Source organism: Rothia nasimurium, from assembly GCF_928382285.1.
Lineage (GTDB): Bacteria > Actinomycetota > Actinomycetes > Actinomycetales > Micrococcaceae > Rothia > Rothia nasimurium_E.
This window is the reverse complement of record NZ_CAKMSS010000001.1, coordinates 133,733-157,511: the sequence shown is the minus strand read 5'-3', so window position 1 is coordinate 157,511 and position 23,779 is coordinate 133,733. Positions and strand designations below refer to the sequence as shown.

Annotated in this window: 17 protein-coding genes and 1 pseudogene; 10 read left to right on the top strand and 8 right to left on the bottom strand. The window is 58.5% G+C overall.

Translation table 11 applies throughout. From position 1 onward, the window contains the following. Window positions 1-4: 4 nt before the first annotated feature. Window positions 5-562 (bottom strand): hypothetical protein, encoded by a 558-nt coding sequence (locus L6758_RS00645; RefSeq protein ID WP_237205055.1) that lies wholly within the window; start codon window positions 560-562, stop codon window positions 5-7. A 971-nt stretch (window positions 563-1,533) separates the two neighbouring features. Between L6758_RS00645 and L6758_RS00640 the strand changes: the two genes are divergently transcribed. Then, complete coding sequence (locus L6758_RS00640) at window positions 1,534-2,037, top strand: Rv3235 family protein (protein WP_185173117.1); 504 nt, start codon at window positions 1,534-1,536, stop codon at window positions 2,035-2,037. A 114-nt stretch (window positions 2,038-2,151) separates the two neighbouring features. Here L6758_RS00640 and L6758_RS00635 read toward each other — a convergent pair whose 3' ends face one another. From L6758_RS00635 to L6758_RS00625, 3 genes are all read right to left on the bottom strand, one after another. Next, window positions 2,152-3,552: an RNA polymerase sigma factor gene (locus L6758_RS00635; protein WP_272878576.1), complete on the bottom strand. Its 1,401-nt coding sequence runs from the start codon at window positions 3,550-3,552 to the stop codon at window positions 2,152-2,154. A 188-nt stretch (window positions 3,553-3,740) separates the two neighbouring features. Beyond that, window positions 3,741-5,147 carry a DUF4192 family protein gene (locus L6758_RS00630; protein WP_237205054.1) on the bottom strand — a complete coding sequence of 469 codons (1,407 nt, stop codon included), beginning with the start codon at window positions 5,145-5,147 and terminating at the stop codon, window positions 3,741-3,743. A gap of 221 nt (window positions 5,148-5,368) precedes the next feature. After that, a complete protein-coding gene (locus tag L6758_RS00625) occupies window positions 5,369-6,334 on the bottom strand; it encodes a proteasome assembly chaperone family protein (RefSeq protein ID WP_237205053.1) in 966 nt (321 codons plus the stop codon). Window positions 6,335-6,625: 291 nt separating this feature from the next. Here L6758_RS00625 and L6758_RS00620 point away from each other — a divergent pair, with 291 nt between their 5' ends. The 4 genes from L6758_RS00620 to L6758_RS00605 all read left to right on the top strand — a co-directional run bounded on the left by L6758_RS00620 (window position 6,626) and on the right by L6758_RS00605 (window position 12,051). Next, a complete protein-coding gene (locus tag L6758_RS00620) occupies window positions 6,626-8,140 on the top strand; it encodes a leucyl aminopeptidase (protein ID WP_237205052.1) in 1,515 nt (504 codons plus the stop codon). A 178-nt stretch (window positions 8,141-8,318) separates the two neighbouring features. Continuing rightward, window positions 8,319-9,713 (top strand): dihydrolipoyl dehydrogenase, encoded by a 1,395-nt coding sequence (gene lpdA / locus L6758_RS00615; RefSeq protein WP_237205083.1) that lies wholly within the window; start codon window positions 8,319-8,321, stop codon window positions 9,711-9,713. A 97-nt stretch (window positions 9,714-9,810) separates the two neighbouring features. Beyond that, a complete protein-coding gene (gene sucB / locus L6758_RS00610) occupies window positions 9,811-11,508 on the top strand; it encodes a 2-oxoglutarate dehydrogenase, E2 component, dihydrolipoamide succinyltransferase (protein ID WP_237205051.1) in 1,698 nt (565 codons plus the stop codon). A gap of 159 nt (window positions 11,509-11,667) precedes the next feature. Further along, window positions 11,668-12,051 carry a hypothetical protein gene (locus tag L6758_RS00605; protein ID WP_237205050.1) on the top strand — a complete coding sequence of 128 codons (384 nt, stop codon included), beginning with the start codon at window positions 11,668-11,670 and terminating at the stop codon, window positions 12,049-12,051. A 94-nt stretch (window positions 12,052-12,145) separates the two neighbouring features. Here the strand turns inward: L6758_RS00605 and L6758_RS00600 are convergent, their stop codons facing one another. Further along, entirely contained in the window at window positions 12,146-13,801 is a 1,656-nt protein-coding gene (locus tag L6758_RS00600) for a protein kinase (RefSeq protein WP_237205049.1), read from the bottom strand. 192 nt (window positions 13,802-13,993) lie between these two features. Between L6758_RS00600 and lipB the strand changes: the two are divergent. The 3 genes and pseudogenes from lipB to L6758_RS00585 form a co-directional block, all read left to right on the top strand. Then, a pseudogene (lipB, locus tag L6758_RS00595) lies at window positions 13,994-14,674 on the top strand (lipoyl(octanoyl) transferase LipB); the annotation flags it as partial. 67 nt (window positions 14,675-14,741) lie between these two features. Beyond that, the gene (gene lipA, locus L6758_RS00590; protein WP_185173127.1) at window positions 14,742-15,749 is read left to right on the top strand and encodes a lipoyl synthase; all 1,008 of its coding nucleotides are present in this window, start codon (window positions 14,742-14,744) and stop codon (window positions 15,747-15,749) included. Between the two features lie 126 nt (window positions 15,750-15,875). After that, entirely contained in the window at window positions 15,876-16,625 is a 750-nt protein-coding gene (locus tag L6758_RS00585) for a DUF4191 domain-containing protein (RefSeq protein WP_237205047.1), read from the top strand. Between the two features lie 74 nt (window positions 16,626-16,699). On the opposite strand, the gene L6758_RS00580 is transcribed toward L6758_RS00585, so the two are convergent. Both L6758_RS00580 and L6758_RS00575 read right to left on the bottom strand, forming a co-directional pair. Then, window positions 16,700-17,401, bottom strand: coding sequence for a hypothetical protein (locus L6758_RS00580; RefSeq protein ID WP_237205046.1), 702 nt, complete (start codon window positions 17,399-17,401; stop codon window positions 16,700-16,702). Between the two features lie 12 nt (window positions 17,402-17,413). Further along, window positions 17,414-17,803: an RDD family protein gene (locus tag L6758_RS00575; protein ID WP_237185413.1), complete on the bottom strand. Its 390-nt coding sequence runs from the start codon at window positions 17,801-17,803 to the stop codon at window positions 17,414-17,416. Window positions 17,804-18,161: 358 nt separating this feature from the next. On the opposite strand from L6758_RS00575, the gene glnA reads away from it, so the two are divergent. Beyond that, on the top strand, window positions 18,162-19,586 hold the full coding sequence (glnA, locus tag L6758_RS00570) for a type I glutamate--ammonia ligase (RefSeq protein WP_237205045.1): 1,425 nt from the start codon (window positions 18,162-18,164) through the stop codon (window positions 19,584-19,586). 109 nt (window positions 19,587-19,695) lie between these two features. After that, the gene (gene budA, locus L6758_RS00565) at window positions 19,696-20,448 is read left to right on the top strand and encodes an acetolactate decarboxylase (RefSeq protein ID WP_237205044.1); all 753 of its coding nucleotides are present in this window, start codon (window positions 19,696-19,698) and stop codon (window positions 20,446-20,448) included. A gap of 152 nt (window positions 20,449-20,600) precedes the next feature. On the opposite strand, the gene L6758_RS00560 is transcribed toward budA, so the two are convergent. Further along, window positions 20,601-23,771 (bottom strand): bifunctional [glutamine synthetase] adenylyltransferase/[glutamine synthetase]-adenylyl-L-tyrosine phosphorylase, encoded by a 3,171-nt coding sequence (locus L6758_RS00560; RefSeq protein WP_272878575.1) that lies wholly within the window; start codon window positions 23,769-23,771, stop codon window positions 20,601-20,603. Window positions 23,772-23,779 lie beyond the last annotated feature (8 nt).

Below are 23,779 nucleotides of genomic sequence, written 5' to 3'. Positions count from 1 at the left end.
CTATCTATCCCGCTACCCTGATAGCGGCAATTGAAGCGAAGAGGACGCTGCGTGGAGCCCCCTGGGTTCCGCGTGCGTTTTCTTTTTGTGCCTTGACGCCCACAATTTCGCAGTAATCAGCACCAACAGCCCATACCCTACCGGCACTGGTAAGACCATTCCCGCCTGCATGATAGATGTGAATATTGCGATGGGCAGCACTGAGAGCTCGTAGGGCAGACCCCAGCGTGAGCTTACGTGAAACGTCAGTGGCTTCACCAAATGCCCGGTGGTTTCCGCCCTCCCAATAAAGAATTTCAGACAGAGGAAGAATGATATCGGCACCCTCTATAGCTAGCTGAAGCCAGCCCAGCCCCAGAGTTTCTAGCCGTCCCCGCCAAATATCTCCGGTAGACCCGTGTACCGTCAGCTGCTGCCCGAGCTGGGCAGCTAAACGATCAGCTGCAGTAACTCGAGAAAGCTCTATCTGACGTAACTCTCGAGCATCTATCTCGTAGTCACGGTGCTTTTGTGCTTCCATCTGGATTTCGTAGTCCCGGAAGAGCAAATCTAAGTGTGCCATGCACTGAGGATACCCCGTCAACGAAAATTTGTTGAAAATTTGCTACAACCCTCTTGAATACATCACAAAGAGAAGTAATATGATTCATAAATCATCAAACTGCATCAAATAACATGATTTGAGGTGAAAGAAGTGAACTCACGGGCGTTTGCTCTATGCGTAGCTAATCTGGTCCCCCTCCTAGCACTGGGTGGAGCTGGCATATCTGGCGTGCTACTTCACCTACTTCTAGTAGAAGACCATCAGAGCTTAGGGATAATTTCTCATGATCCCGGAACCTGGGTCAGTCTGCTGGCCTGCGCTATTGCCGGTCTGCTGTGTCTCGGTATCGCTCTCTGGTGGATTGCAGGACTGGTCTACTACTACGGTGCCCTAGTTCATGCCCGGCGCTCTACCGTTCACTTACGACTTCCAGCGTGGGCGCCAGGGCTCCTTAAAACACTTGCTGGCGCTTCTTTAGGTTTAGGAGCTTTAGCTCCCACGCAGGCATACGCTCTGCCACTTGAGCAATCGATCTCAGCAACGGTTCGTAGCGGTGAGGCAAGCTCACCCCTGTTTGCCCGGGCTTCTCAAGCCGCTCACAACGTCGATGCGCTATCAGCCAGGTCTCCCCTGGTGTCTACAGCGTCACCCTTCTTTTCCCAGAGCCAGGCTCAGGAACAAACAACGCTTACAGTTCTTCCGATCTCTACTACGAGCTACCAGCCCATTTCGCCCCTCTTTTCAGGTAGCACTCGCACGCTCCCGGATTTTTCAGAACGCACAGCAGTCACTTACACGGTAACCCCGGGTGACTCGCTGTGGAGCATCGCAGAAAACCAGCTTGCCCCCGATGCGTCAGGGGCTGAAGTACTAGCACTCGTGCACGCGATCTGGCAGCTTAATCAAGACTCAATCCCCACCCTAGACACCCTTATTTTCCCAGGTCAAACCATCACCCTACCCCAATAGTTATGTAAAGGAGCATCACCGTGAAAACCGCTTTCCCAGAACGAGACGACCACAAATTTATCATTGTAGAAGCAACTGAATACGCTGAAAAATATGCTCCCTACTTTGAAAAAGGCCACCCAGAAGAGCCCGAGGTAAGCATCTCCTTCCTCAACCATGAAGAGCAAGCGGTAGAGCAGCTAGGTGTTCGAATCGGAACTGCCGCTATCGAAGTCTTTATGGGGCGGCGCCCCAAGCACCATCTGGCCCCCTGGATGACACCTGCTTGCTACCGCACCTTAGAGAAACAACTAGAACACGCTAAAGCCGCGATACTGTACCGCAAACGTCACTACCCTGAATCCATGTACCCCAGCAAGCCTCCAGCCAGGATTCGGCCTCGACGCGTCATCGTGCAGAAAGTATCGGCTTCAGCCTACGAGCTAAGTCTCTTAGTCACCGATGAATGTCGAACTCGCGCGGTAGCTCTTCGAGCTGAACGCCGACGCAGCGAATGGAAAATTGCAACACTTGCTATCGCCTAAAGTTACGTCCCACGCTCGCTCGTCCAATAAGAGTATTTCAACCGGTAATAGTAAGTGCCCCTGAGCCTGGTAGCTCAGGGGCACTCTAGTGTCGCATCAATGCGAGTGGACTTATTAGTCTAGGTAGTCACGCAGAACCTGGGAACGGCTGGGGTGACGGAGCTTAGACATAGTCTTTGATTCAATCTGGCGAATGCGCTCTCGGGTAACGCCGTAGACCTTGCCGATTTCATCAAGAGTCTTGGGCTGCCCGTCGGTCATACCAAAGCGCATAGCGACAACGCCTGCTTCACGCTCAGAGAGGGTATCAAGAACCGAGTGCAGCTGCTCCTGGAGAAGGGTGAATGAGACAGCATCAGCAGGTACTACTGCTTCGGAGTCCTCAATCAGGTCGCCAAACTCAGAGTCGCCGTCCTCACCCAAAGGAGTGTGCAGGGAAATCGGCTCGCGGCCGTACTTCTGAACCTCGATAACCTTTTCGGGGGTCATATCGAGTTCCTTAGCGAGCTCTTCAGGGGTGGGTTCGCGGCCCAGATCCTGCAGCATCTGACGCTGGACGCGGGCCAACTTGTTGATAACTTCAACCATGTGCACAGGGATGCGGATGGTACGGGCCTGGTCAGCCATTGCACGCGTGATAGCCTGACGGATCCACCAGGTTGCGTAGGTTGAGAACTTGAAGCCCTTTGAGTAGTCGAACTTCTCAACGGCACGAATCAGACCCAGGTTACCTTCCTGAATGAGGTCGAGGAAAAGCATACCGCGGCCGGTGTAACGCTTGGCCAGAGAGACCACCAGACGCAGGTTAGCTTCCAGTAGGTGGTTCTTGGCTCGACGACCGTCGTGGATAACCCAGCGCAGTTCTTTCTTGAGCTGCGGATCCATGTCGGGGTTCTCTTTGAGCTTGTGCTCAGCGTAAAGGCCTGCCTCAATACGCATAGCCAGGTCGACTTCCTGCTCAGCGTTCAGCAGGGCAACCTTACCGATCTGCTTGAGGTAGTCCTTGACGGGGTCTGCGGTAGCACCGGGGGTAACAACGCGGACGGCAGGGGCATCATCTTCATCGTTGTTGGTCAGAACGAAGCCAGAACCCTTAGCTGCTACAGCTTCGGCCTCTTTCTTCTCTTCCTTGGTGACAGAATCTGCCTCGTCTTCGTCGTCATCTTCATCGGCATCTTCGATGTCGTCGGCGTCGAGATCTTCGTCGTCTAGGTCGATATCGTCGTCGGCGAAATCGTCGTCCTCGTCCTTAGCCTTGCGGCTCTTCTTGGGGGCAGCCTTCTTAGCTGCGGTCTTCTTAGGGGCTCGCTGAGGTGCGGCGCTTTCTTCGTCGTCTGCTTCTACGGCGTCTGCTGCCTCGTCAGCCTTTTTTGCTTTGGCGCGAGTTGAGGTTTTTTTAGCGGTGGCTTTGGTTGCAGCGGTTTCGCTGGCTGCTTTCTTGCGTGCGGCTGGTGACACAGAAAACCTTTCTGAGCTAGTTGACCGTAGCGAGTGTGATGCGGTGTTCGCGGTCAAAACACCTAAGACCCTGTCAAGTGATCAATTCACACAATACAGTTTCCAGGGTATCTTTCGGGGAGTATAACGCCCGGGTGGGGGCTTATATTCCCGATAGAAAGCTGTATTTTTGAGAGACACTTAGAGCGGGGTCAATAGTCAAGTATGACATGTTTTAGGTTTTCTAGCGAAGAAGGCACGGCCGCTTATCTGCTGTTCTTGGTCACGTAGGTCTCCGGGACTCCACCGGGCAGAGTAAGCCAGGCAGGAAAGGCGCTGACGCTCAAGAGATAGTTCAGAGGTAGAGAGCCCCCATCACGATAGGTGGTATCGATAGCTTCCAGCAGGTGGAAAGCCTCTGTGGAGCTTCCTCGCATCCACCTGATCCAGGACTGTGCGGCAAGAAGGGAAGCCTCGGCTTTTCCTGTAGCGGAACTTTCCATCACCGCTGCCAGGTACCCCAAAGCTTCCAGGCGTCTCCAGTTTGGTGGGGTGGGGACTACACCAAAGATGGTTTCGGCCATCTCTTTCAGGCTATCTTCCACATTGTTTATCTGCTCGCGTACACACGATTCAGGCTGACTGAGATGGTCAAGCCTGTACCGGTGCAGAGTCGACGGTAGAGGCAGAACCCTATCGCCTGCGGGCAGCTTACTCAGCCCCAATTCTTCGCTGCCCTCTTCTAGAGCCTTCAGCGCCGCTAGGGAGTCCTGGAGAGTACGGCAGGCCTGAAAAATCACGAGCTGAAGGGTAGCAAAGCTATCGAGAGAAGCGATAAGGAAGCCGGCAGCATCGGGAATCACCTCAGCTCGTATAGTGTCGGCTAGCGTCCCGGCGTATAGTCCCTTACCGCCATTCGACCCATCAAACAAAGATGAGACAGCATTTATAGCCTGCTCCCACAGCTCTAGTTCAGCAGCGATTTGGTGGGTTTCTTGGGGGCTTTGTTTTTGCTTCTCTTCTATGTAGAAGGCGTTATAGGCTTCTGCATAAACCTGCCAGTGTTCTTGGCTTTCAGGGTCCGCAGTTTCCAGTGCTGTGCGGCTCTTTAGTTCCTGCGCTTCATGGGAATTGCCCGCAACAAGCGACCCCCGAGCTACCAGTTCGGTATACAGCGGGCTTGTGAGAACCTCTTCTAGGAAACCTGCGGGCGCCAGCTCCCCCTCAGCCGGATTTACAGCCCAGTAGGCTTCTTGCCCAACGGCAAGCACATCGAGTAGGTTCAGCCCATGGCCCGCTGCGTGGATTGGCGCTACCTGCGTGTAGAGCTGGGCTGCTTCAAGAAAAGATCTTTCAGTCGAGACAACCACCTCTCCTGAAGCTGCCCCCTCTGAAAAGAGCAGCAAGAACGCACTGGTAATAGGGTCGCCGGTAGGGGTGTGGGTAGGGAAAGCGTCGAAGAGGTAGGTGAGAAAGTCATCCGGAGCTACGTCGGAAACATCCGGCATATCAACGCGTAGCAGGGGCCCTGCTCCCCCGTCACTCAGGGCCAAGAGCATGATGGACTTTTCAGGCCAGTAGCCTAAAAGGTGCAGGGCAAGGGCAAGGACGTCGCGCTCCGAGCTGAGGTAGGCAACGGCGGGTTCTTCTGGGGTGTGGTGAATCTCTGTCATACCTACCAGGCTGATAGAGAAGAACATCTAAGACGAGCTCAACCACATCTGTGGATATTCTCCACCCACCGGTCGTCCGGCGTCCACCCATGTCAAAAGAAATAATCAAGCCCTCACGGAACGCATACTTTCCATAAATCGGTGAACCCATGACGTATCTATGACGCCCTTAAAGCGGGTTTTCACAGGTAGCTTCACCGCGGGGTCAGACCCGGACCGGTTTAGGAACCTGAGGGGCCCAGGCCGCGGGGGCCGTCCTCGTCCGCTTCCCGGGACCGGTGATCAAGCTGAGCCAAGAATGCCTCGACTTCATCACCGATTTCATCCCGGCTCGGCACCTTGCCTGCTGCCCGCTGGGAGAGGGGCAGGCTGCCAAAGCCCTGGGCAGCATTGGCGTCGTAGGACTCTTCAAGTCGCTGAATCATCATCTGAATTTCAGGGCTAGCACTCGCCTGCTCGTCAATCTGTAGCTGAACGTTCTCCGAAAGCTCACGCAGGCGATCCGAGGGCAGGCTTAGCTTGGCAGCCAGCGATAGGTGCTCCATAGCGACAAGAGCGGTCTGAGGTAGCTCCGACTCCGAAAGGTACTGGGGCACATTCACTGCGAATCCGGCCGTTCCAATACCGGCCTCGGTCAGGCGCACCTCCAACAGGCTCGATACCGACCCGGGGACCAGGGCCTCCGGCTGGAAAGAAGAAATACCGACCGTCAAATCCTTCCGGGACCCGTGCGCGGTGACAGGAATAGGACGGGTATGGGGTACCGGCATGGGGAAACCAGTCACTGTCAGTGCTACCGAGACCTCAAGACGCTGGGCGATATCAACAACATCTGCCGTAAACCGCTGCCATAACAAATCAGGCTCAGCGCCGGTAAGGAGCAAGAAAGGCTTGCCCAAGCGGTCTTCTACCGCATACAGCTTGAGCTCAGGGAGAACAGGATTAGTGTAGTGATCCTTTTTGAAGGTAATGCGGGGCTTACGGGAACGGTAGTCATGCAGGCGGTCAGCATCAAACTCGATGACCGGGACATTCTCAAGTTCGTGCAAGAGCACTTCACCGAGGTGCCCGGCGGTTCCACCAGCGTCCTGTGGGTGGGAGAGAGCAATGACGAGGGGCAAACCTCGCAGTCGATTGTTTTCAAACGCCCCGGCGTGAGCAATATACAGCCGATCTTCCTGCGTCATCTTCCTAGCCCCCTTCTTTCTGCCCGTCTTCTGTGAGTCTCTATAGTACTCCAGGGTATGGGCACAGTGTAGCCTAATGTCGCAGGTATAACGCAGGGAATATGCAGAGCTATTCCCAGCGGGGCTTAAACCTAGCCCCGGCACCTTGTGCTGTTCGCTCTGGGGTTATTTACCCCTCACAACGTTGTGCAGGTTACATTTGGCCGCAGTTTTGGCCTACGCTTATACACGATAACGCGGTCACCTATTCTATGCCCGCCCCTCTTATTTCTGTTGTGAAGGGAGAAACCTGTGAGCGATTCTCACGACCTGTCATTCTCTGTAACGGCCCCCGACCTTGAGGCCCTCGAAGCCGACGTGCTGGTACTCGGCGTTTATTCCGGCAAGGAAGGCCCCTCACTGGCCAGCAACCCCCTCGACACCGAAACAGCCGAGGGTCTTGAGGCCATTTTGGAGGATTTGGGAGTCAGTGGTGGGCAGGACGAGCTCGTCCGACTTCCCGGCTTTGATGAAGCAGGTGCTGATGTAGTTGCCCTCATCGGCCTAGGCACACAGAAAGAGGACGCCGCCGCCCACCGCCTTGCCCTGCGCTACGCAGCGGGCTCAGCCGTCCGCCAGCTTGCCGGCGTAGAAACCGTTGCTCTGGCCCTGGGCGCAGAGTCTGTAGAAGATGTTGCTGCCCTGGCTGAGGGCGCCGCCTATGGCGCCTTTGCCGACACCCAGATGCGCGCTAAAACCGCTGATTCGGTCAAGGCTCCTGTTGCTGAGGTGCTGATTGTCAGCGAACTCACCCCCGCTGAGACAGAAAGTGCCCTCACCCGCGCTCTGATTCTGGGTGAGGCCGTTGACCACACCCGTCGTCTGGTCAACACTCCCCCGTCTCACCTCTACCCCGAGACTTTTGCAGAGCGCGCTCTTGCCCGTCTAGAAGGCCTTGAGAAGATTGAAACTAAGGTCTGGGACTACGATGAGCTGGTTGCTGAAGGTTTCGGTGGTATCGCTGGTGTTGGCCAGGGATCAGAACGCAAGCCCCGCCTGGTAGAGGTCAAGTACACCCCTGATAATGCCGAAAAGACCGTCGCTATCGTGGGTAAGGGTATCACCTTTGACACCGGCGGCATCTCTCTGAAGCCCGCCGGGTCAATGACCACCATGAAGTCCGATATGGCGGGTGCGGCGACCGTCCTTAACGTTGTGGCAGCAGCCTCCGAACTCAAGCTGCCGGTTGCCGTCCACGGCTACCTCTGCCTGGCTGAGAACATGCCCGGTGGCAACTCGATTCGCCCCGAAGACGTGCTCACCATGCGCAGCGGTCACACCGTAGAAGTCATGAACACCGATGCCGAAGGTCGCCTGGTCATGGCCGACGGTCTGGCGCTGGCCTCCGAGAGCGAACCCGACGTCCTGCTCGACATCGCAACCCTCACCGGCGCCCAGCTGGTGGCTCTGGGCGTGCGCACCGCAGCAGTCATGGGCAACGATACCGTGCGCCAGCAGGTTGTCGATGCAGCAACCGAAGCCGGCGAAGACTACTGGCCCATGCCCATGCCCGAACACCTGCGCAAGAGCCTCAAGTCCCCCGTAGCTGACCTGCAGAACATTGGCTCCCGCTACGGCGGCATGCTGGTAGCAGGCCAGTTCCTTGAAGAGTTTGTGGGTGAGAAGGACGGAGCCAAGATTCCCTGGGCTCACCTTGATTTCGCTGGCCCCTCATTCAACGAGGAGGGCCCCTACGGTTACACCCCCAAGGAAGGCACCGGTCACTCTATCGCCACCCTGATCAAGTTCATCGAGGCCTACGCCTAAGCCGGTTGCTTGCCAGAGAACTTTTAGATGACACCCTGTTGCCTGTGTTTTAGCGGGTAACGGGGTGTAATCATGCCCACCCGAGCAACAAAACACCTGCCAATAGTGGCAGGTGGACGCGTTGAAGGGATAAGCTAGAAAACGACAGTACATAAGGGGGCTTATGCCTCCGCGACCCATGCAAGGGAGCGTCAACGTGGCCGATTCGGCAACAACAGAATTCGATATCCTTATCCTCGGTGGCGGTAGCGCCGGTTACTCCGCAGCTCTGCGCGCAGTACAGCTGGGCTTCACCGTAGGTCTCATCGAAAAGAGCAACCTGGGCGGCACCTGCCTGCACACCGGTTGCATTCCCACCAAGGCTTACCTGCACGCTGCTGAACTCGCATCCGAGGCTCAGCACGCTTCAAAGTACGGCGTAAACACCACCCTCGAGTCCATCGACATGGCTAAGGTTCGTGACTACAAGGACGGCATCGTCGCCGGCAAGTTCAAGGGCCTGACCGGCCTTCTTAAGATGAAGAAGGTCACCGTCATTGAGGGTGAAGGCAAGCTCACCGGCAAGGACACCATCACCGTCGCTGGCACCGAATACAAGGGCAAGCACATCATCCTGGCCTCAGGTTCTGTCTCCAAGACCTTCGGTATCGAGATCCGCGACCGCGTCCTCACCTCCACCGAAGCTCTGCAGATGGACTACCTACCCAAGAGCGCAATCGTTCTGGGCGGCGGCGTCATCGGCTCCGAGTTCGCATCCATGTGGAACTCCATGGGCGTTGAGGTGACCATCATCGAGGGCCTGCCCCACCTGGTCCCCAACGAAGACCCCTCCATCATCAAGGTCGTCGAGCGCGAGTTCAAGAAGCGCGGAATCAAGTCCTCACTGGGCAAGTTCTTCAAGAACGTTGAGCAGGACGCCAACGGCGCCAAGGTCACCCTTGAAGACGGCACCGTATTCGAAGCTGACATCGTTCTCGTGGCTGTGGGTCGTGGCCCCAACACCGAGGGCTTCGGCTACGACGAGCAGGGCCTGACCATGGATCGCGGCTTCGTCATCACTAACGAGCGTCTGCACACCGGCGTCGGTAACATCTACGCCATCGGTGACATCGTCCCCGGTGTCCAGCTGGCTCACCGCGGCTACCAGCAGGGTCGCTTCGTTGCCGAAGAAATCGCCGGCCTCAACCCCCAGGTCGTTGAAGACATCAACATCCCCAAGGTCACCTTCTGCGAGCCTGAAATCGCTTCCATCGGCTACTCCCAGCCCAAGGCTGAAGAGAAGTTCGGTAAGGAAAACGTTGAGGTTGCCGAGTACAACCTGGCCGGTAACGGCAAGTCCTCCATCCTGGGCACCGGCGGTCTGGTCAAGGTTGTTCGCGAAAAGAACGGCCCCATCATCGGTGTTCACGCCGTTGGTAAGCGCATGGGCGAGCAGATTGGCGAGGCCCAGATGTGGGTTGTCTGGGAGGCCTTCCCCGAGGACGTCGCCCAGTTCATCCACGCCCACCCCACCCAGAACGAATCACTGGGTGAAGCTGCAATGGCTCTGGCAGGCGCCCCCCTGCACGGCTAAGCAAAGCCCCCTGCGGTAGGCGCTGGCCGTCGCCACTGGTTATGGCCAGCGCCTTCCCCACAGATTTTTATCACTCACAAGGAGAGCACGAAGGACTATGTCCACCACCGTAGAACTGCCCGCACTGGGCGAATCCGTAACCGAGGGTACCGTTACCCGCTGGCTCGTTGAGGTTGGCGAAACCGTTGAGGTTGACCAGCCCATCGTTGAGGTTTCCACCGACAAGGTTGACACCGAGGTTCCCTCACCCGTAGCCGGTGTTGTTGAGAAGATTCTCGTTGAAGAGGACGAGGACGTCGAGGTCGGCGCTCCCCTCATCATTATTGGCGATGGCTCCGGTGCAGGTTCCTCTGACGATGCGCCCGCCGAAGAGGCCCCCAAGGCTGAAGAGAAGGAAGAAGCTCCCGCAGCTGAGGAAAAGAAGGAAGAGGCACCCGCTGCCGCTCCCGCGTCCTCAGGTTCAGCTTCTGGCACCGAGGTTACTCTGCCTGCGCTTGGCGAATCCGTCACCGAAGGCACCATCACCCGCTGGCTCAAGGAAGTTGGCGAAGAGGTAGCTGTTGACGAGCCCCTCGTTGAGGTTTCCACCGACAAGGTTGACACCGAGGTTCCCTCACCTGTAGCCGGTACCCTGCTCGAAATCCGCATTCAGGAAGATGAGGATGCCGAGGTAGGTCAGGTTCTGGCTATCATCGGTGACGCCTCAGCCGCTTCTGCCCCCGCAGAAGAGAAGAAGGAAGAAGCTCCCGCAGCTGAAGAAAAGAAGGAAGAGGAAGCACCCGCTGTTTCTTCAACCGATGAAGCTGCTGAAGCTCCCGCTGTTGAATTGCCCTCCGGCGACAACGGCGAAGCCTACGTCACTCCCCTGGTGCGCAAGCTGGCCAAGCAGGAAGGCATCGACCTGTCCACTATCAAGGGCACCGGTGTTGGCGGTCGTATCCGCAAGCAGGACGTCCTGGCCGCCGCTGAAGCCAAGAAGGGCGCCGCTCCCGTAGCATCAGCACCCGCTACTGAAGCTCCCGCAACTGCGGCTCCTGCCAAGAAGGAAGCTCCCAAGGCTGCTGCTTCTTCAAAGCGTGGCACCACCGAAAAGGCTCCCCGCATCCGTCAGACCGTTGCTAAGCGCATGGTTGAGTCCCTGGCAGTTTCAGCTCAGCTGACCACTGTTCAGGAAATCGACCTGACCCGCCTGGTTGCCCTGCGCAACAAGGCTAAGGCCGGTTTCGAGGCTCGTGAGGGTACCAAGCTGACCTTCCTGCCCTTCTTCACCAAGGCAGTGACCGAAGCTCTGCAGCAGTTCCCCCAGTTCAACTCATCCATGAGCGATGACTTCAAGGAAATCACCTACCACGGCTCCGAGAACATCGGCCTGGCAGTTGACACCCCCAAGGGCCTGCTGGTTCCCGTTGTCAAGGACGCCGGCGATCTCAACATCGCAGGTATCGCCAAGAAGATCAACGACGTTGCCAAGCGTGCGCGCGACGGCCAGGTCGGCCCCGAGGAGCTGTCAGGTTCCACCTTCACCATCTCCTCCACCGGTCAGACCGGCGGTGTCTTCTTCACCCCGATCATCAACCAGCCCAACGTAGCGATCCTGGGCATCGGTTCCACCAACAAGCGTCCTGCTGTTATCCAGGATGCCGAAGGTAACGATGTTATCGCTATCCGTTCACTGGCTTACTTCTCACTGACCTACGACCACCGCGTTGTAGACGGTGCGGACGCCGGCCGCTTCCTGGCCTTCCTCAAGCAGCGTCTTGAAGAAGCAGCCTTTGAAGCTGAGGTTGGTCTCTAAGCCGCGAGCCTTAGTTCTGTGAGCTAGGTTCTCAGGTGCCCCGTTAGCAAGTGCTAGCGGGGCACTTTTCTTTCTCCCTTTTCTTGGCGTGGTCACTCCCACACTAGTTTTGGTGGCGAACTGTCGCTAAATAAACAGGTATTACGTAGACTTGTTATCATGGCTATCGCATTTTCAATTCTTCTTTTCTTGCACATCGTTGGTGCAGCAATGGTTTTCGGCCTCTGGCTAGGGACCTTTAAGCAGGGCATCGTCCTGCCCGGTCAGTTCCACGCAGCTCTTCTTCAGGTCGTGACCGGTTTTGCCCTCTACTTCATCCAGATGTCAGAAAACATGACTCTGAACCACATGATGATCGGCATCAAGATGGTCATCGCCCTGGTTATCGCTGTCGCTGCTTTCATGGGTCAGAAGAAGTACAAGGCTGCTCGTGCCCTGGGCACTCCCGAAAACGGCAAGAATATTGCCCTGGCCCACACTGTTGGTGGCCTGGCTCTGGTCAATATTGCTATCGCTGTTTTCATGCAGTACCCCCAGATCTAAATATTCTGCTTTGAACCGGTAGGTTCTTAGCATCAGGGGCGGTGTACCGGTTGAGGTACACCGCCCCTAGTTTTTTGGAGAGGCAGAAAGCGGGCTAAGGCTTAGGCTGTTCTAGAGCTAGCGGTTGAGCTTGAGCTAGCAGGTAGCCTTCCCCCTGAATCTGCAGGGTTAGCTCTACTTCTTGGAGCACCTTTCCTTCCTCCACTTTGATACCCTGGGCTGCTAATTCCTCGCCGCTGGCAGTCGGGGTATAGCCGGTCGCTTGAACCGTTCCCCGGACCTTGAAGCCTTGCTCAGTCTCGGTAACCTTAGCGACAGTAAGCAGTTCTGTGCTCATTCCAGCTAAGTCAGCGGCGCCTTGGCTGGTCAGTAGTTGCCGGTCGGCTTCTGCCAGGGGTGAATCCATCACCGCGTAGTCGCTGATACGCTCGGTAGCACCGGTAGCCAGTACCTGGCTACGGGCAGCCACAAGTTGCGCAGCTTCAAGGGCAAGCTCGTCATTGGTCAGCTCAGAGGCAGGAGCCCGCTCTTGCCCATCAGTTATCTGCTGTGCCCCACCGGCTAGCTGCTGGCCTGATTCTGGTAGCTCTAGGGCAGGCAGAGAGTGAGGGGCCTGGCTAGTTGCCGTAGTGGCGTCCTCCCCCTGTCCCTCTGCAAAGGAGAGCTGGTAGCCTACCCCACCTAAAGCGAGAGCCCCTATCAGAACAGCACCGCTCATGGCCCACCGCTCTCGAATAAATATTCCTAGAGGCAGCTGGCTTGCGCCTTGACCGGCAGGCTTACTGCGAAATGGCTTGCGGGCCTTGGCCTTACTCCCCCGGGAGAAATCAGGAAGTTTCCCGTAGACCTGCCGCCGCTGGGCCAGCGATCGGCGGGGTTCAGCAAGGGCAGGGGGCCTGTAGGCGGGAAGACGAGAGCGGACGCTCTGATGGGCACTCAGATGAAGTTCAAGAGGCTCAGGATCAGCAGCCAGCTCAATAAGTGCTAGCAGATCAGTCAGCTGGGGTTGCTGGGCACGAGAGTCGATAGCATCTTCAAGTGTCTGGGCCAGGGCGTCGCTTGCCTGGGGAACAGCCAGGTTGAGGGGGGCTCTCAGGCGCATGGCTTTAGGCTCCTCACCGGTGAGGCAGAGCCAGATCAGGGCGGCGCAGGCTGCAATATCATCGGCCTGCTTACTCTTCTGTACTGCTGGCTCCAACGCTCGGGTGTCGCAATCGGGAGCGAGAAGTTTCAGCTCACCCCTTACTGTGAGCACGCAGTCCTGAGCTGTCAAGGCGCTGTAAGCAAACCCCTGTTCGTGCAGATAGGACAGTGCCTGAACGAGCCCCCTAGCCACTGTGGTGACCTGCCCAAGAGGCAGTTTGCCTTTGGCTCGGCAGTAGTCTGCCAGGGATCCTGCCTCGGCAGGTTCGTACCAGATATGATGTGATCCTTGCGATGTTGTCACCGCGTCTACCCTCAACACCGCGGGGTGCGAGACTAAAGAACAGAGCCGTTCAGCGGCTTTCACTCTGGCTTCTGTGGTCTCGGTAAGCCGGGTGAGGGTGTAGGGGCCGGCTTGCAGATCCAGTTGTGCTGCGCTCTGGTAGCCGCAGTCTACAAGCCAGGTGCTGTGTTTGGCCCCGCTTTCGATACGATAGCGCGGGGTGATGTCGGGTAGGTTTCCCGGGATAAGCAGGTTCTGCTCTGTTTCAGTGGTAGGCGGTGCGGACGCCTGGGGCAGCTGGGGTAGGTCTGTGGGGGTGCTCATGCTTTAGCTATACACCACCTTGCGGCACTACCACAGGGGGTATCCACAGGGTCAGCATTTACACTAGTCAACCGCATGAAGGTACCCTGTGGATAAAAACGTCATCTAGCGTCACAGCACCACACGGCGGGTTCAGAAGATAAGAGCCTCCCTGAGTATTTTCGCCCCACCACCAAAAGGGCTACTCTAGAAGGTATGGCACTTTTGTTTGAACGAGTCGGGCTTGCCCCCGACTATGTGGAATACACCTCGGCGCTCGACTACCAGCGTACCGTCCACGAAGAAGTCGCCACCGGCGTCCGGCAAAATACCGTCCTGTTGCTAGAACACGAAGAAGTCATTACCGCCGGTAAGCGCACCGAAGACCACGAATATCCGGCTGATAGCAGTGTGCCCGTCATCAAAATTGACCGCGGCGGAAAGCTTACCTGGCACGGACCCGGCCAGCTGGTCGGCTACCCCATCGTGCAGCTGCCCGACCCCATCGACGTGGTTCGCTATGTGCGGGTGCTCGAAGAAGTGCTGATTAACGTCCTGACTGACCTGGGCATTACCTGCCAGCGGGTTGAGGGGCGCTCCGGCGTTTGGGTACTCGGTGACGGTGCTCTAGTACAGGACAAAAAGATTGCAGCTATCGGCATCCGCGTTGCCAAGAACACCACCATGCACGGTTTCTCTATCAACTGCAACAACCCCACCGACCCCTTCGGTGCCTTTATCCCCTGCGGCATCACCGATGCGGGCGTCACCACCATCAGCGAACAACTCGGCCGGAATATAACCCCTGCCGACATTGTTGACCGTGTAGAAGAAGAGCTGGCTCGCTACGCCGACCAGCTCGCCGCCGACTTCACACCGGCCACCAGCGCATAACCCGCTTCCCGGCAGAAGCCGCCAGCACACCCACCACAGGTTTACCACCAAAGGAGAACCCCATCTCATGAGCGCCCAGCCAGAAGGCCGCAAGCTACTTCGCGTTGAAGCCCGTAACGCAGAGGTTCCCATCGAGAAGAAGCCCTCATGGATCAAGACCAAGGCCAAGGTCGGCCCCGAATACAAGGAAATGGTTGACCTCGCCCGCGGCTCCGGTCTGCACACCGTCTGTGAAGAAGCCGGCTGCCCCAATATCTACGAGTGTTGGGAAGACCGCGAAGCAACCTACCTCATCGGCGGTTCCGAATGCACCCGCCGCTGCGACTTCTGCATGATTGACACCGGTAAGCCCGTTGCCATCGACCGCACCGAGCCCCTCAAGGTGGCCCTCAACGTCAAGAAAATGGGTCTGCGCTACGCCACCGTCACCGGTGTTGCACGCGATGACCTTGAGGACGGCGGCGCCTGGCTCTATGCCGAAACCATCCGCCAGATTCACCGCGTTTCACCCAATACCGGTGTTGAAATTCTGATCCCTGACTTTAAGGGCAAGGAAGAGGACGTTCAACAGGTCATCGACGCAGCCCCCGAGGTGTTCGCCCACAACCTTGAAACGGTCCCCCGTATCTTCCGCCAGATTCGCCCCGCCTTCCGCTACGAGCGCTCCCTGGACGTCATCACCCAGGGCAAGGAAGCCGGTCTGATTACCAAGTCCAACCTGATCCTGGGCATGGGTGAAACCAACGAAGAGGTCTACGAGGCCCTCTGCGATCTGCACGATGCCGGCTGCGACCTGATTACCCTCACCCAGTACCTGCGCCCGGGCCCCCTCTTCCATCCCATCGAGCGTTGGGTCAAGCCCGCCGAGTTCGTTGAGCTCTCAAAGATGGCCGAAGAGATTGGCTTTGCCGGTGTAATGGCAGGTCCCATGGTGCGCTCGTCCTACCGGGCCGGTAAGCTCTGGGCCCGTGCCATGAAGAAGCAGGGACGCGAAATCCCTGAGCACCTGTCGCATATCGACGACTCAGGCTTTGCTATGCAGGAGGCTAGCTCCCTGGTAGCAGCAGGGGCCTAAAGGACGCTACCCCCTAGGGTTTCAAGCGCCCACCGGTTTCATCGGTGGGCGCTTGCCGTATAGAATGGGTAAGTTAGGGCGCGTATCGCACCCGCCCGCCCAGAATCGACTCACGAAGGAAACACAGTGGCTGAATCCCGTGGCAGCACCCGCGCACAGACCCGCGAAGAAAAGAAGAAGGCTCGCGAAGAGCGCCGCGCCAAGCGCGGCCCCGGCATGTTTGCTCAGATGAAGCAGGTCTATGCTATGACCCGCGAGCAGGACCCCAACATCCCCTGGATTCTTGCTCTGGTCTTCTTTGGCACCGTCCTGGTCTTCCTGCTGATCGGCCTGCTGCTCAACAACTGGATTACCTTCCTTCTCATCGGTATCCCCCTGGGCGTTCTTTTCTCTGTCATGGTGCTCTCCCGCCGGGCAGAAAAGGCAGCTTTCGCCCAGCTGGAAGGCCAGCCCGGTCGCTCCGGTGCAGCTCTTTCAACCCTGCGCCGCGGTTGGATTTTCGAGCAGCAGCCCGTTGCCGCTAACAAGTCCCAGGACGTCGTCTTCCGCGCCATCGGCCGCCCCGGCATCGTCCTGGTCACCGAAGGCCCTACCGGCCGCGTCAACGGCCTGGTCCAGAAGGAAAAGCTCAAGTACGCCAAGATCGTACCGACCGTTCCCGTAACCGTCATCAACACCGGGCACGCTGACGGCCAGGTTGAACTCAAGCAGCTCACCAAGACCATGAACAAGCTGCCCAAGAAGCTCACCCAGCAGGAAATGCACCAGGTAGCTAACCGCATTGATTCGCTCTCCAAGCACAACAACATGCTGAACGCTATTCCTAAGGGTATTGACCCCATGCGTATGCGCCCCGACCGTCGAGGCATGCGCTAAGCCGCAGGTTTCCCATCAAGAAGGGGCCCGCTCAACAGATGTTGAGCGGGCCCCTTCTTGATGCGTACAGGCTTTTACTGCACGGGCTTCTTCTTTGAACCGCGCCACCAGTTCATGATGAAAACGTAGGCAATCAGTGCCAGGGTTATCTGCATCATGTAGCGGTCGATGGTCTCAAGGGTGGGCTGGATACCCTCGCCGAAACGCAGCCCCAGGTAGAGGTAAAAGAGTTTATTGCCGATTGCTAGCAGGTAGATGTAGAGGCCGATAACCCAGCCCTTGAGTTTACGGATACCGGCGATAGCCACCAGAATCGTCGCCGGAATCGGTGAGAAAGGGATAAAGCCCAGCAGCAGACTCAGAAAGAGGTGCTTCTCAACAAACCCCTCAAGTTTGCGCCACCACAGGGGGGTGTGGTTAGCGAACAGCCAGGTGATGAAATCCTGCCCCCAGTGCTTCCCCATAAAGAAGTAGACCGCCATGAACTTGATGTGGCTGGCGGCAGCAGCTGCGGTCAGGGCTGCCAGCATAAGGGCAGCTCCCTGATTCTGGGCAGCGGTAATCAGCAACCCCAGTCCCGAACCGGTCAGCAAAGAAACCAGCCAGGGCGCGTTGACCAGCAGATTAGGTCGCAGGGGAATCATGACCATCGAGAAAATGGTCATGAAGGCGAGTAGGCTCAGCAAGACCTTGTCGATTGGTCTGGGCTGGATCAGAAAGGACGGCAGCGCCGGGTCGTTCTCTTTCGGCGGCTCTTCGCCGGTAGGGTTCGTCATATCGTCTTTCATTTATCGAATCATCACCAAAATAGTATGGCGGGCCCGGTCGTGCAGGCCGCGCTGGTCGGCATCCATAATGACAACGGGCAGCACCAGCATGACCATAGACTGGCGAATCAGAGCGGTCAGCCAGCCAGCGGGCTTACCATCAAGTCGCTGTACCTGCATACCGAGGGCAAAATGCCCCACCGTATGCCCCATAAAACCGACAGCAGCAACCATATAGAGCCAGAAAATAACCAGCTGGGCAACATCAAGCACAGCGGTATTCACGCCCGGAAAAACCGTCTGCCCCAGCACAAAAAACATGCCCTCAATGAGCAGCCAGTCAATCCAAAAGGCCAGCAAACGGCGCACCGGGCGAGCGATAGCACCCCGCCCCGACCGCGGCCTGCCCATATTCTGCCCGGGGTACTCCTGGTCGGTAGGAGCCCCCTCTATCCAAGAACCTAAATCTCTTCTCGTAACCACCCAACTAACCTTACCGGCTCCTACCCCCTTTCCGCCCCAAGAAAACCGGGCGCAGGCGTCCTACCCTCTGAGAAACCCGGCCCCAAACCACCTACACTAGAAAAGGGGAACCTAGCCACCCAAACCCACGTAACACCAACGCAACTCAAGCGCCGGTACGTTACACACGCGAAACAAAAGCGATACTTTAGGGCAAAAAATACACCCTAGGCTAGAAACAACAGCGAGGGAGCCCACCCAACCGGGCACCCATGGGTCGAAAACAACTCAAGGAGAACAAACGACCATGTTCACTACCGCACAGGAAGTCCTCGACTTCATCAAGAACGAAGACATCAAGTTCGTTGACATCCGCTTCTGCGACCTGCCCGGCGTACAGCAGCACTTCAACCTGCCCGCTAAGGCTATCGACGAAGACTTCTTCACCGTAGGCCAGATGTTCGACGGCTCCTCAATCCGCGGCTTCCAGGGCATCGCCGAATCAGACATGCAGCTGATCCCCGACGTCACCAGTTGCTACGTTGACCCCTTCCGCCTTGAGAAGACCCTGGTCGTTACCGGCTCCATCGTCAACCCCCGCACCGGCGAGTCCTACCACCGCGACCCCCGCGGCGTCGCCGAACGCGCCGAAGAATACCTGAAGTCAACCGGTATCGCTGACACCGCCTTCTTCGCATCAGAAGCAGAATTCTTCGTCTTCGAAAACGTCCAGCACGAAGTTACCCCCCAGTCAGTCTTCTTCAAGATCGACTCAGACGAGGCACCCTGGAACTCCGGCCGCAAGGAAGAGGGCGGCAACCTCGGTAACAAGACCCTCACCAAGGGCGGCTACTTCCCCGTTTCCCCCGTCGACAAGCAGGCTGACCTGCGTGACGCCATGTGCGTAGCCCTCGACGAGGTAGGCCTCGAAGTAGAGCGCTCCCACCACGAAGTAGGCGCCCCCGGCCAGGCTGAGATCAACTACAAGTTCTCCACCCTCACCCAGGCAGCAGACGACCTGCTCAAGTTCAAGTACGTCATCAAGAACACCGCTGACCAGTGGGGCAAGACCGTCACCTTCATGCCCAAGCCCGTCTTCGGCGACAACGGCTCAGGCATGCACTGCCACCAGTCACTCTGGCAGGACGGCGAGCCCCTCTTCTACGACGAGCGCGGCTACGCAGGCCTCTCAGACGTCGCCCGCTGGTACATCGGCGGTCTGATTGAGCACTCCTCATCAGTTCTGGCCTTCACCAACCCCACCGTCAACTCCTACAAGCGCCTGGTTCCCGGTTACGAAGCCCCCATCAACATGGTCTACTCCCAGGGCAACCGTTCCGCCGGCATCCGCATCCCCATTACCGGCACCAACCCCAAGGCAAAGCGCCTCGAGTTCCGCGCACCCGACCCCTCCTCCAACCCCTACCTGGCTTTCGCAGCCCAGCTCATGGCAGGTCTGGACGGCATCCGCAACCGCATCGAACCCCCTGCACCCATCGACAAGGACCTCTACGAGCTGCCCGCCGAAGAAGCAGCAGACATCAAGAAGGCACCCGCCAACCTTGAAGAAGCCCTTGACGCCCTCGAAAAGGACCACGACTTCCTGCTGGCAGGCGACGTCTTCACCGAAGACCTCATCTCAGCCTGGATCGACTACAAGCGCAGCAACGAGCTCGCTCCCCTGCTGCTGGTCCCCCACCCCCTCGAATACCAGATGTACTACGGCGTCTAAGCCCCGGTAAACTGACATTCACAAGCACAAAGCCGCGCTGGCGTCCGCACCGCAAGGACGCCGCAGCGCGGCTTTTGCGCACCACCCCCGCTTACTCAAGGAGAGACCCATGAGCCCCCAAAGCTCCATTCTTGAAGGCCGCAGCACCATCTACCGCAACGAGGTCTTCCAAACCGGCCTGATGAGCCAGCTACTCGACGGCATCTACGACGGGGATATGACCATCGGTGAACTTCTGGGGCACGGCAACTTCGGGGTGGGCACCTTTGACGGGCTAGACGGTGAAATGATCGTGCTTGATGGTACCTGCTACCAGATGCGCTATGACGGCTCTATCTCGCTGGCCTCGCTCGATCAGAAGACCCCCTTTGCAGTGATCACCAACTTCGTGCCCGCTATTAAGCGGGATCTGCCCACCAACCTGCTGCGGACCTCAACCAGTCAGGTACTCGATAACTTCACCCTGTCGGATAACTACATGTACGCCATCAAAATCGTGGGTGACTTCGAATGGGTACGCACCCGCACGGTCAAAAAGCAGGAAAAGCCCTACCCCAAGATGGTTGACGCCGTTGAAGGCGAAGACATCGTCCAGTTTGATGATGTCTCCGGCACCATCGTGGGCTTCCGTACCCCCATCTACGAGCAAGGCATCGGCGTGCCAGGCTGCCACGCCCACTTCATCGACGACGAGCGCACCCGCGGCGGCCACGTAGTCGACTTCAAACTGCGCAGCGCCCACGTAGAAATCTGCCCCGGTACCGGTCTACGCCTGCACCTGCCCCTCAACGAGGCCTTTTCGAATGCAGACCTGTCTCCCGAAGACCTCGCAGACCAGATATCAAAGGCTGAGAAGCACTAGAACATAGCAGTTGTTCCGGGCTCGTGCTCGCTGCCGACCCTCTCGTCTGGTTCGCTAGCGCTCACGCGACGATTCACGCCAGCCCCGAGCCAGCAGCTTCGCTACGAGCCCGGAACTCAAGTACGGCAAGTTCCAAAGTGAGCAACTAATCTTTACCCCGGGTAGAACAGCTTCTCGTAGACGGCACGGGCCTGGCGGGTGATGCGCAGGTAGTCGTCCTCAAGCACACGGGCAGAGTTGGGGGCATAGCCGCACCAGCGGGCAATAGCTTCAAGGTCAGAACGTGTGGTGGTGAGGGTATCGGATGCCCTGCCGGTGCGCAGCACGTTGAGACCGCGAATCTTTGAGGCAAGCTTCCAGGCATTGGTGAGCAGGGTGGCGTCACGTTCATCAACTAACCCAGCCTGCACGGCAGCGTCCAGGGCCTTGAGAGTGGAGGTGGTGCGCATGCCCTCAACCCGGTGGGCGTGCTGGAGCTGAAGCAGCTGGACCAGCCACTCCACGTCCGTCAGCCCGCCGCGGCCCAGCTTGAGCTGACGGGTCTTGTCGGCCCCGCGCGGCATACGTTCGGTCTCAACGCGAGCCTTCATCCGGCGAATCTCGGTGACCATCTCTGCTGGGAAGGTAGCCGGGTAGCGGTAGGGGTCGATGAGCTCAATAAAGGCGGAGCCCACGTACTCTGAGCCAGCAAAGGGGCGGGCACGTAACAGGGCCTGGAACTCCCAGGTATCAGCCCAGCGCTCGTAGTACTCCCTAAAGGATTCGAGCGAGCGCACCATGGCCCCGGATTTTCCTTCGGGTCGCAGGTCGGCATCAATTTCGAGTACCTTTTCGGCACGGATGGGCGGGGTTGTGGGCTGTTTGAGCAGGGTAACCATGCGGTTGATCAGGTCGGTGGCTTCGGTTTGGGCGGCTTTTTCGTCGGCCCCGTCGCGCGGTATGTGCACGTACATGAGGTCGGAGTCTGAGCCGTAGCCGATTTCGGCCCCGCCCTGGCGGCCCATGGCGATGACCGCTACGTCGGTGAGCGGGGTGCGGCCATCAATGTAGGTTTCTCGTTCGGCGATGGCAAGAGCCGACTGGATGGCGCCCCGGTCGATGTCGGATAGGCCGTGGGCTACTTCTGCGTTGCTATTGATGCCGAGCGCTTCGCCCATGGCGAGGCGGAGAATTTCGCGGCGGCGCATCATGCGGACGGCGCGGATCGCTTCGGCTGAGTCGGTGTGGCGGGTGAGCTGGGAGCGCAGTTCGCCGATGATGACGTCGGTGGCGCGGGGTTTGAGGTCTTCGGTGCGGTCGAGCCAGGCGATAGGTTCGGGGGTATCTTCGAGCAGGTCGGTGATGAAGCGGGAGGACGCCAGCAGGGTGCAGAGGCGCTCTGCTGCGGCCGGTGAGTCGCGGAGCATTCGCAGGTACCAGGGGGTGCCGCCCAGGGACTCGCTGATGCGGCGGAAGCCGAGCAGGCCGGCGTCCGGGTCCACGCCCTTGGCGAACCAGCCGAGAAGCACGGGCATGAGGGTGCGCTGGATTTCGGCTGAGCGGCGTAGGCCCTTGGTGAGGGCTTCGATGTGGCCCATGGCGCGGCGGGGGTCCTTGTAGCCCAGGGCTGCCAGGCGGTCTTGCGCTGCCTGCGGGGTGAGGGCCACTTCGTCCTTGGAGAGGTGGGCTACGGCGGCTAGCAGCGGACGGAAGAAGAGGCGCTCGTGCAGGGATTTCACGGCGCGTTTGATACCGGCCCACTGTTTGAGCATCTCTGGCTCGGTCAGCTGGGTGGGGGCCAGGGGGGAGTTCATGGCGCGCGCTAGCGAGCGCCGGTCGTTTTCTTTGACCGGCATCAGGTGGGTACGGCGCATGTAGAGCAGCTGGATGCGGTGCTCCATCACACGCAGGGTCGCGTAGTTATCTGCGAAGTCGTGGGCGTCCTTGCGGCCGATGTAGCTGGCTTTTGCGAGGGCCGCGATGGAGTCGGTGGTGCTCTGGGTGCGGACGCTCTCATCGGTGCGGCCGTGCACGAGCTGCAGAAGCTGAACGGTGAATTCTACGTCGCGCAGGCCTCCGGGGCCGAGCTTGATTTGTCGGTCGACGTCGGCTGCCGGGATGTTGTCGGTGACGCGTTGGCGCATGGCCTGCACTGACTCTACAAAGGAATCGCGGGCGGCAGATTCCCAGATGAAGGGGCGCATGGCTCGTGCCCAGCGGACGCCTAGCTCGGGGGTGCCTGCGATGGGGCGGGCTTTGAGCAGGGCCTGGAATTCCCAGTTTTCGGCCCACCGCTTGTAGTAGGTGGTGTAGGACTCCACGGTGCGTACCAGGGCGCCGTCCTTACCTTCGGGGCGCAGGTTGGCGTCGACCTCCCAAAGGGCGGGTTCGGGGGCCGGGGCCATGATGGCCTTGGAGAGGGCCATGACCAGCTCGGTACCGATCTGGGTCAGGGTATTTTCATCGAGGGGGGCAAAATCTTCGGGCAGGTCGGCCAGGGGCTTATGGGCGACAGCGTAGACCACATCGACGTCTGAAATGTAGTTGAGTTCGCGGGCGCCGCATTTACCCATGCCGATAATGGCAAGTTCTACAGCGGCTACGGTCTGTTCGCTGCGGTTCTGGGCTACTTCGGCGCGGGCGATTGCCAGGGCCCCTTCGAGGGCGGCTGCGGCCAGGTCTGCCAGAAGACGGCCAACGGTGGGCATGAACTGTACCGGTGCGAAGCTGGTGAGGTCGTAGATCGCGAGTTCGGTCAGGTGACGGCGGTAGGCAACGCGCAGGGCGGTGTAGGCTTCTTTGCCGGTGAGCTGGGCGACCGGGGCGGACGCAGCCGGGTCGGCTCCCACAGCCGTTAGCAGGTCGCGGCGGTAGACGGTATCGAGCGGAGCGATAGGGGCGAGGTATTCTTCGTCGGTCTCGGGCAGCAGCGAGACGGGAAAATCTTGGCCGTCAAAAGCCGTAGGGTCAATCTCTAGCAGGTCTGCGTGCTCGGGGTGGCGAACCAAGAACTCCCCCAGTGCCTCGGACCCGCCCAGTAAGCGGTAGAGGGCCTCGGCGTCCGCTCCCCGCGCAGCTAGCTGCGCCACCTTGGGGGCGCGTTCAATGAGTCTGACCAGGGCAGGCAACGCGATATCGGGAGAAGGGGCTAGGCGCAGGCCCTCAAACAGTTTGGCGCGGTCTAGACCTTCGAGTTCCCGGGAGTTGAGCCAGCGGGCGCTTTTAGCCGCATCGTAGAACCCCAGCGATGCCATCTCGCTCAGCAGACGCACCTGGGCCTTGCGTTCTTCTTCGGCGCGGCGGGCGGCTTCTTCGGGGGTTTCGTTCTGCGGGGTCTGGGTCACCGCTGTCT

What these genes read in the sequence shown, in the direction of transcription:
- L6758_RS00645 (WP_237205055.1), bottom strand. Translation starts at nt 562, where the DNA reads ATGGCACACTTAGATTTGCTCTTCCGGGACTACGAAATCCAGATGGAA.
- L6758_RS00630 (WP_237205054.1), bottom strand. Translation starts at nt 5,147, where the DNA reads ATGACAGAGATTCACCACACCCCAGAAGAACCCGCCGTTGCCTACCTC.
- L6758_RS00625 (WP_237205053.1), bottom strand. Translation starts at nt 6,334, where the DNA reads ATGACGCAGGAAGATCGGCTGTATATTGCTCACGCCGGGGCGTTTGAA.
- lpdA (WP_237205083.1), top strand. Translation starts at nt 8,319, where the DNA reads ATGCAAGGGAGCGTCAACGTGGCCGATTCGGCAACAACAGAATTCGAT.
- sucB (WP_237205051.1), top strand. Translation starts at nt 9,811, where the DNA reads ATGTCCACCACCGTAGAACTGCCCGCACTGGGCGAATCCGTAACCGAG.
- L6758_RS00605 (WP_237205050.1), top strand. Translation starts at nt 11,668, where the DNA reads ATGGCTATCGCATTTTCAATTCTTCTTTTCTTGCACATCGTTGGTGCA.
- L6758_RS00600 (WP_237205049.1), bottom strand. Translation starts at nt 13,801, where the DNA reads ATGAGCACCCCCACAGACCTACCCCAGCTGCCCCAGGCGTCCGCACCG.
- lipA (WP_185173127.1), top strand. Translation starts at nt 14,742, where the DNA reads ATGAGCGCCCAGCCAGAAGGCCGCAAGCTACTTCGCGTTGAAGCCCGT.
- L6758_RS00580 (WP_237205046.1), bottom strand. Translation starts at nt 17,401, where the DNA reads ATGACGAACCCTACCGGCGAAGAGCCGCCGAAAGAGAACGACCCGGCG.
- L6758_RS00575 (WP_237185413.1), bottom strand. Translation starts at nt 17,803, where the DNA reads ATGGGCAGGCCGCGGTCGGGGCGGGGTGCTATCGCTCGCCCGGTGCGC.
- glnA (WP_237205045.1), top strand. Translation starts at nt 18,162, where the DNA reads ATGTTCACTACCGCACAGGAAGTCCTCGACTTCATCAAGAACGAAGAC.
- budA (WP_237205044.1), top strand. Translation starts at nt 19,696, where the DNA reads ATGAGCCCCCAAAGCTCCATTCTTGAAGGCCGCAGCACCATCTACCGC.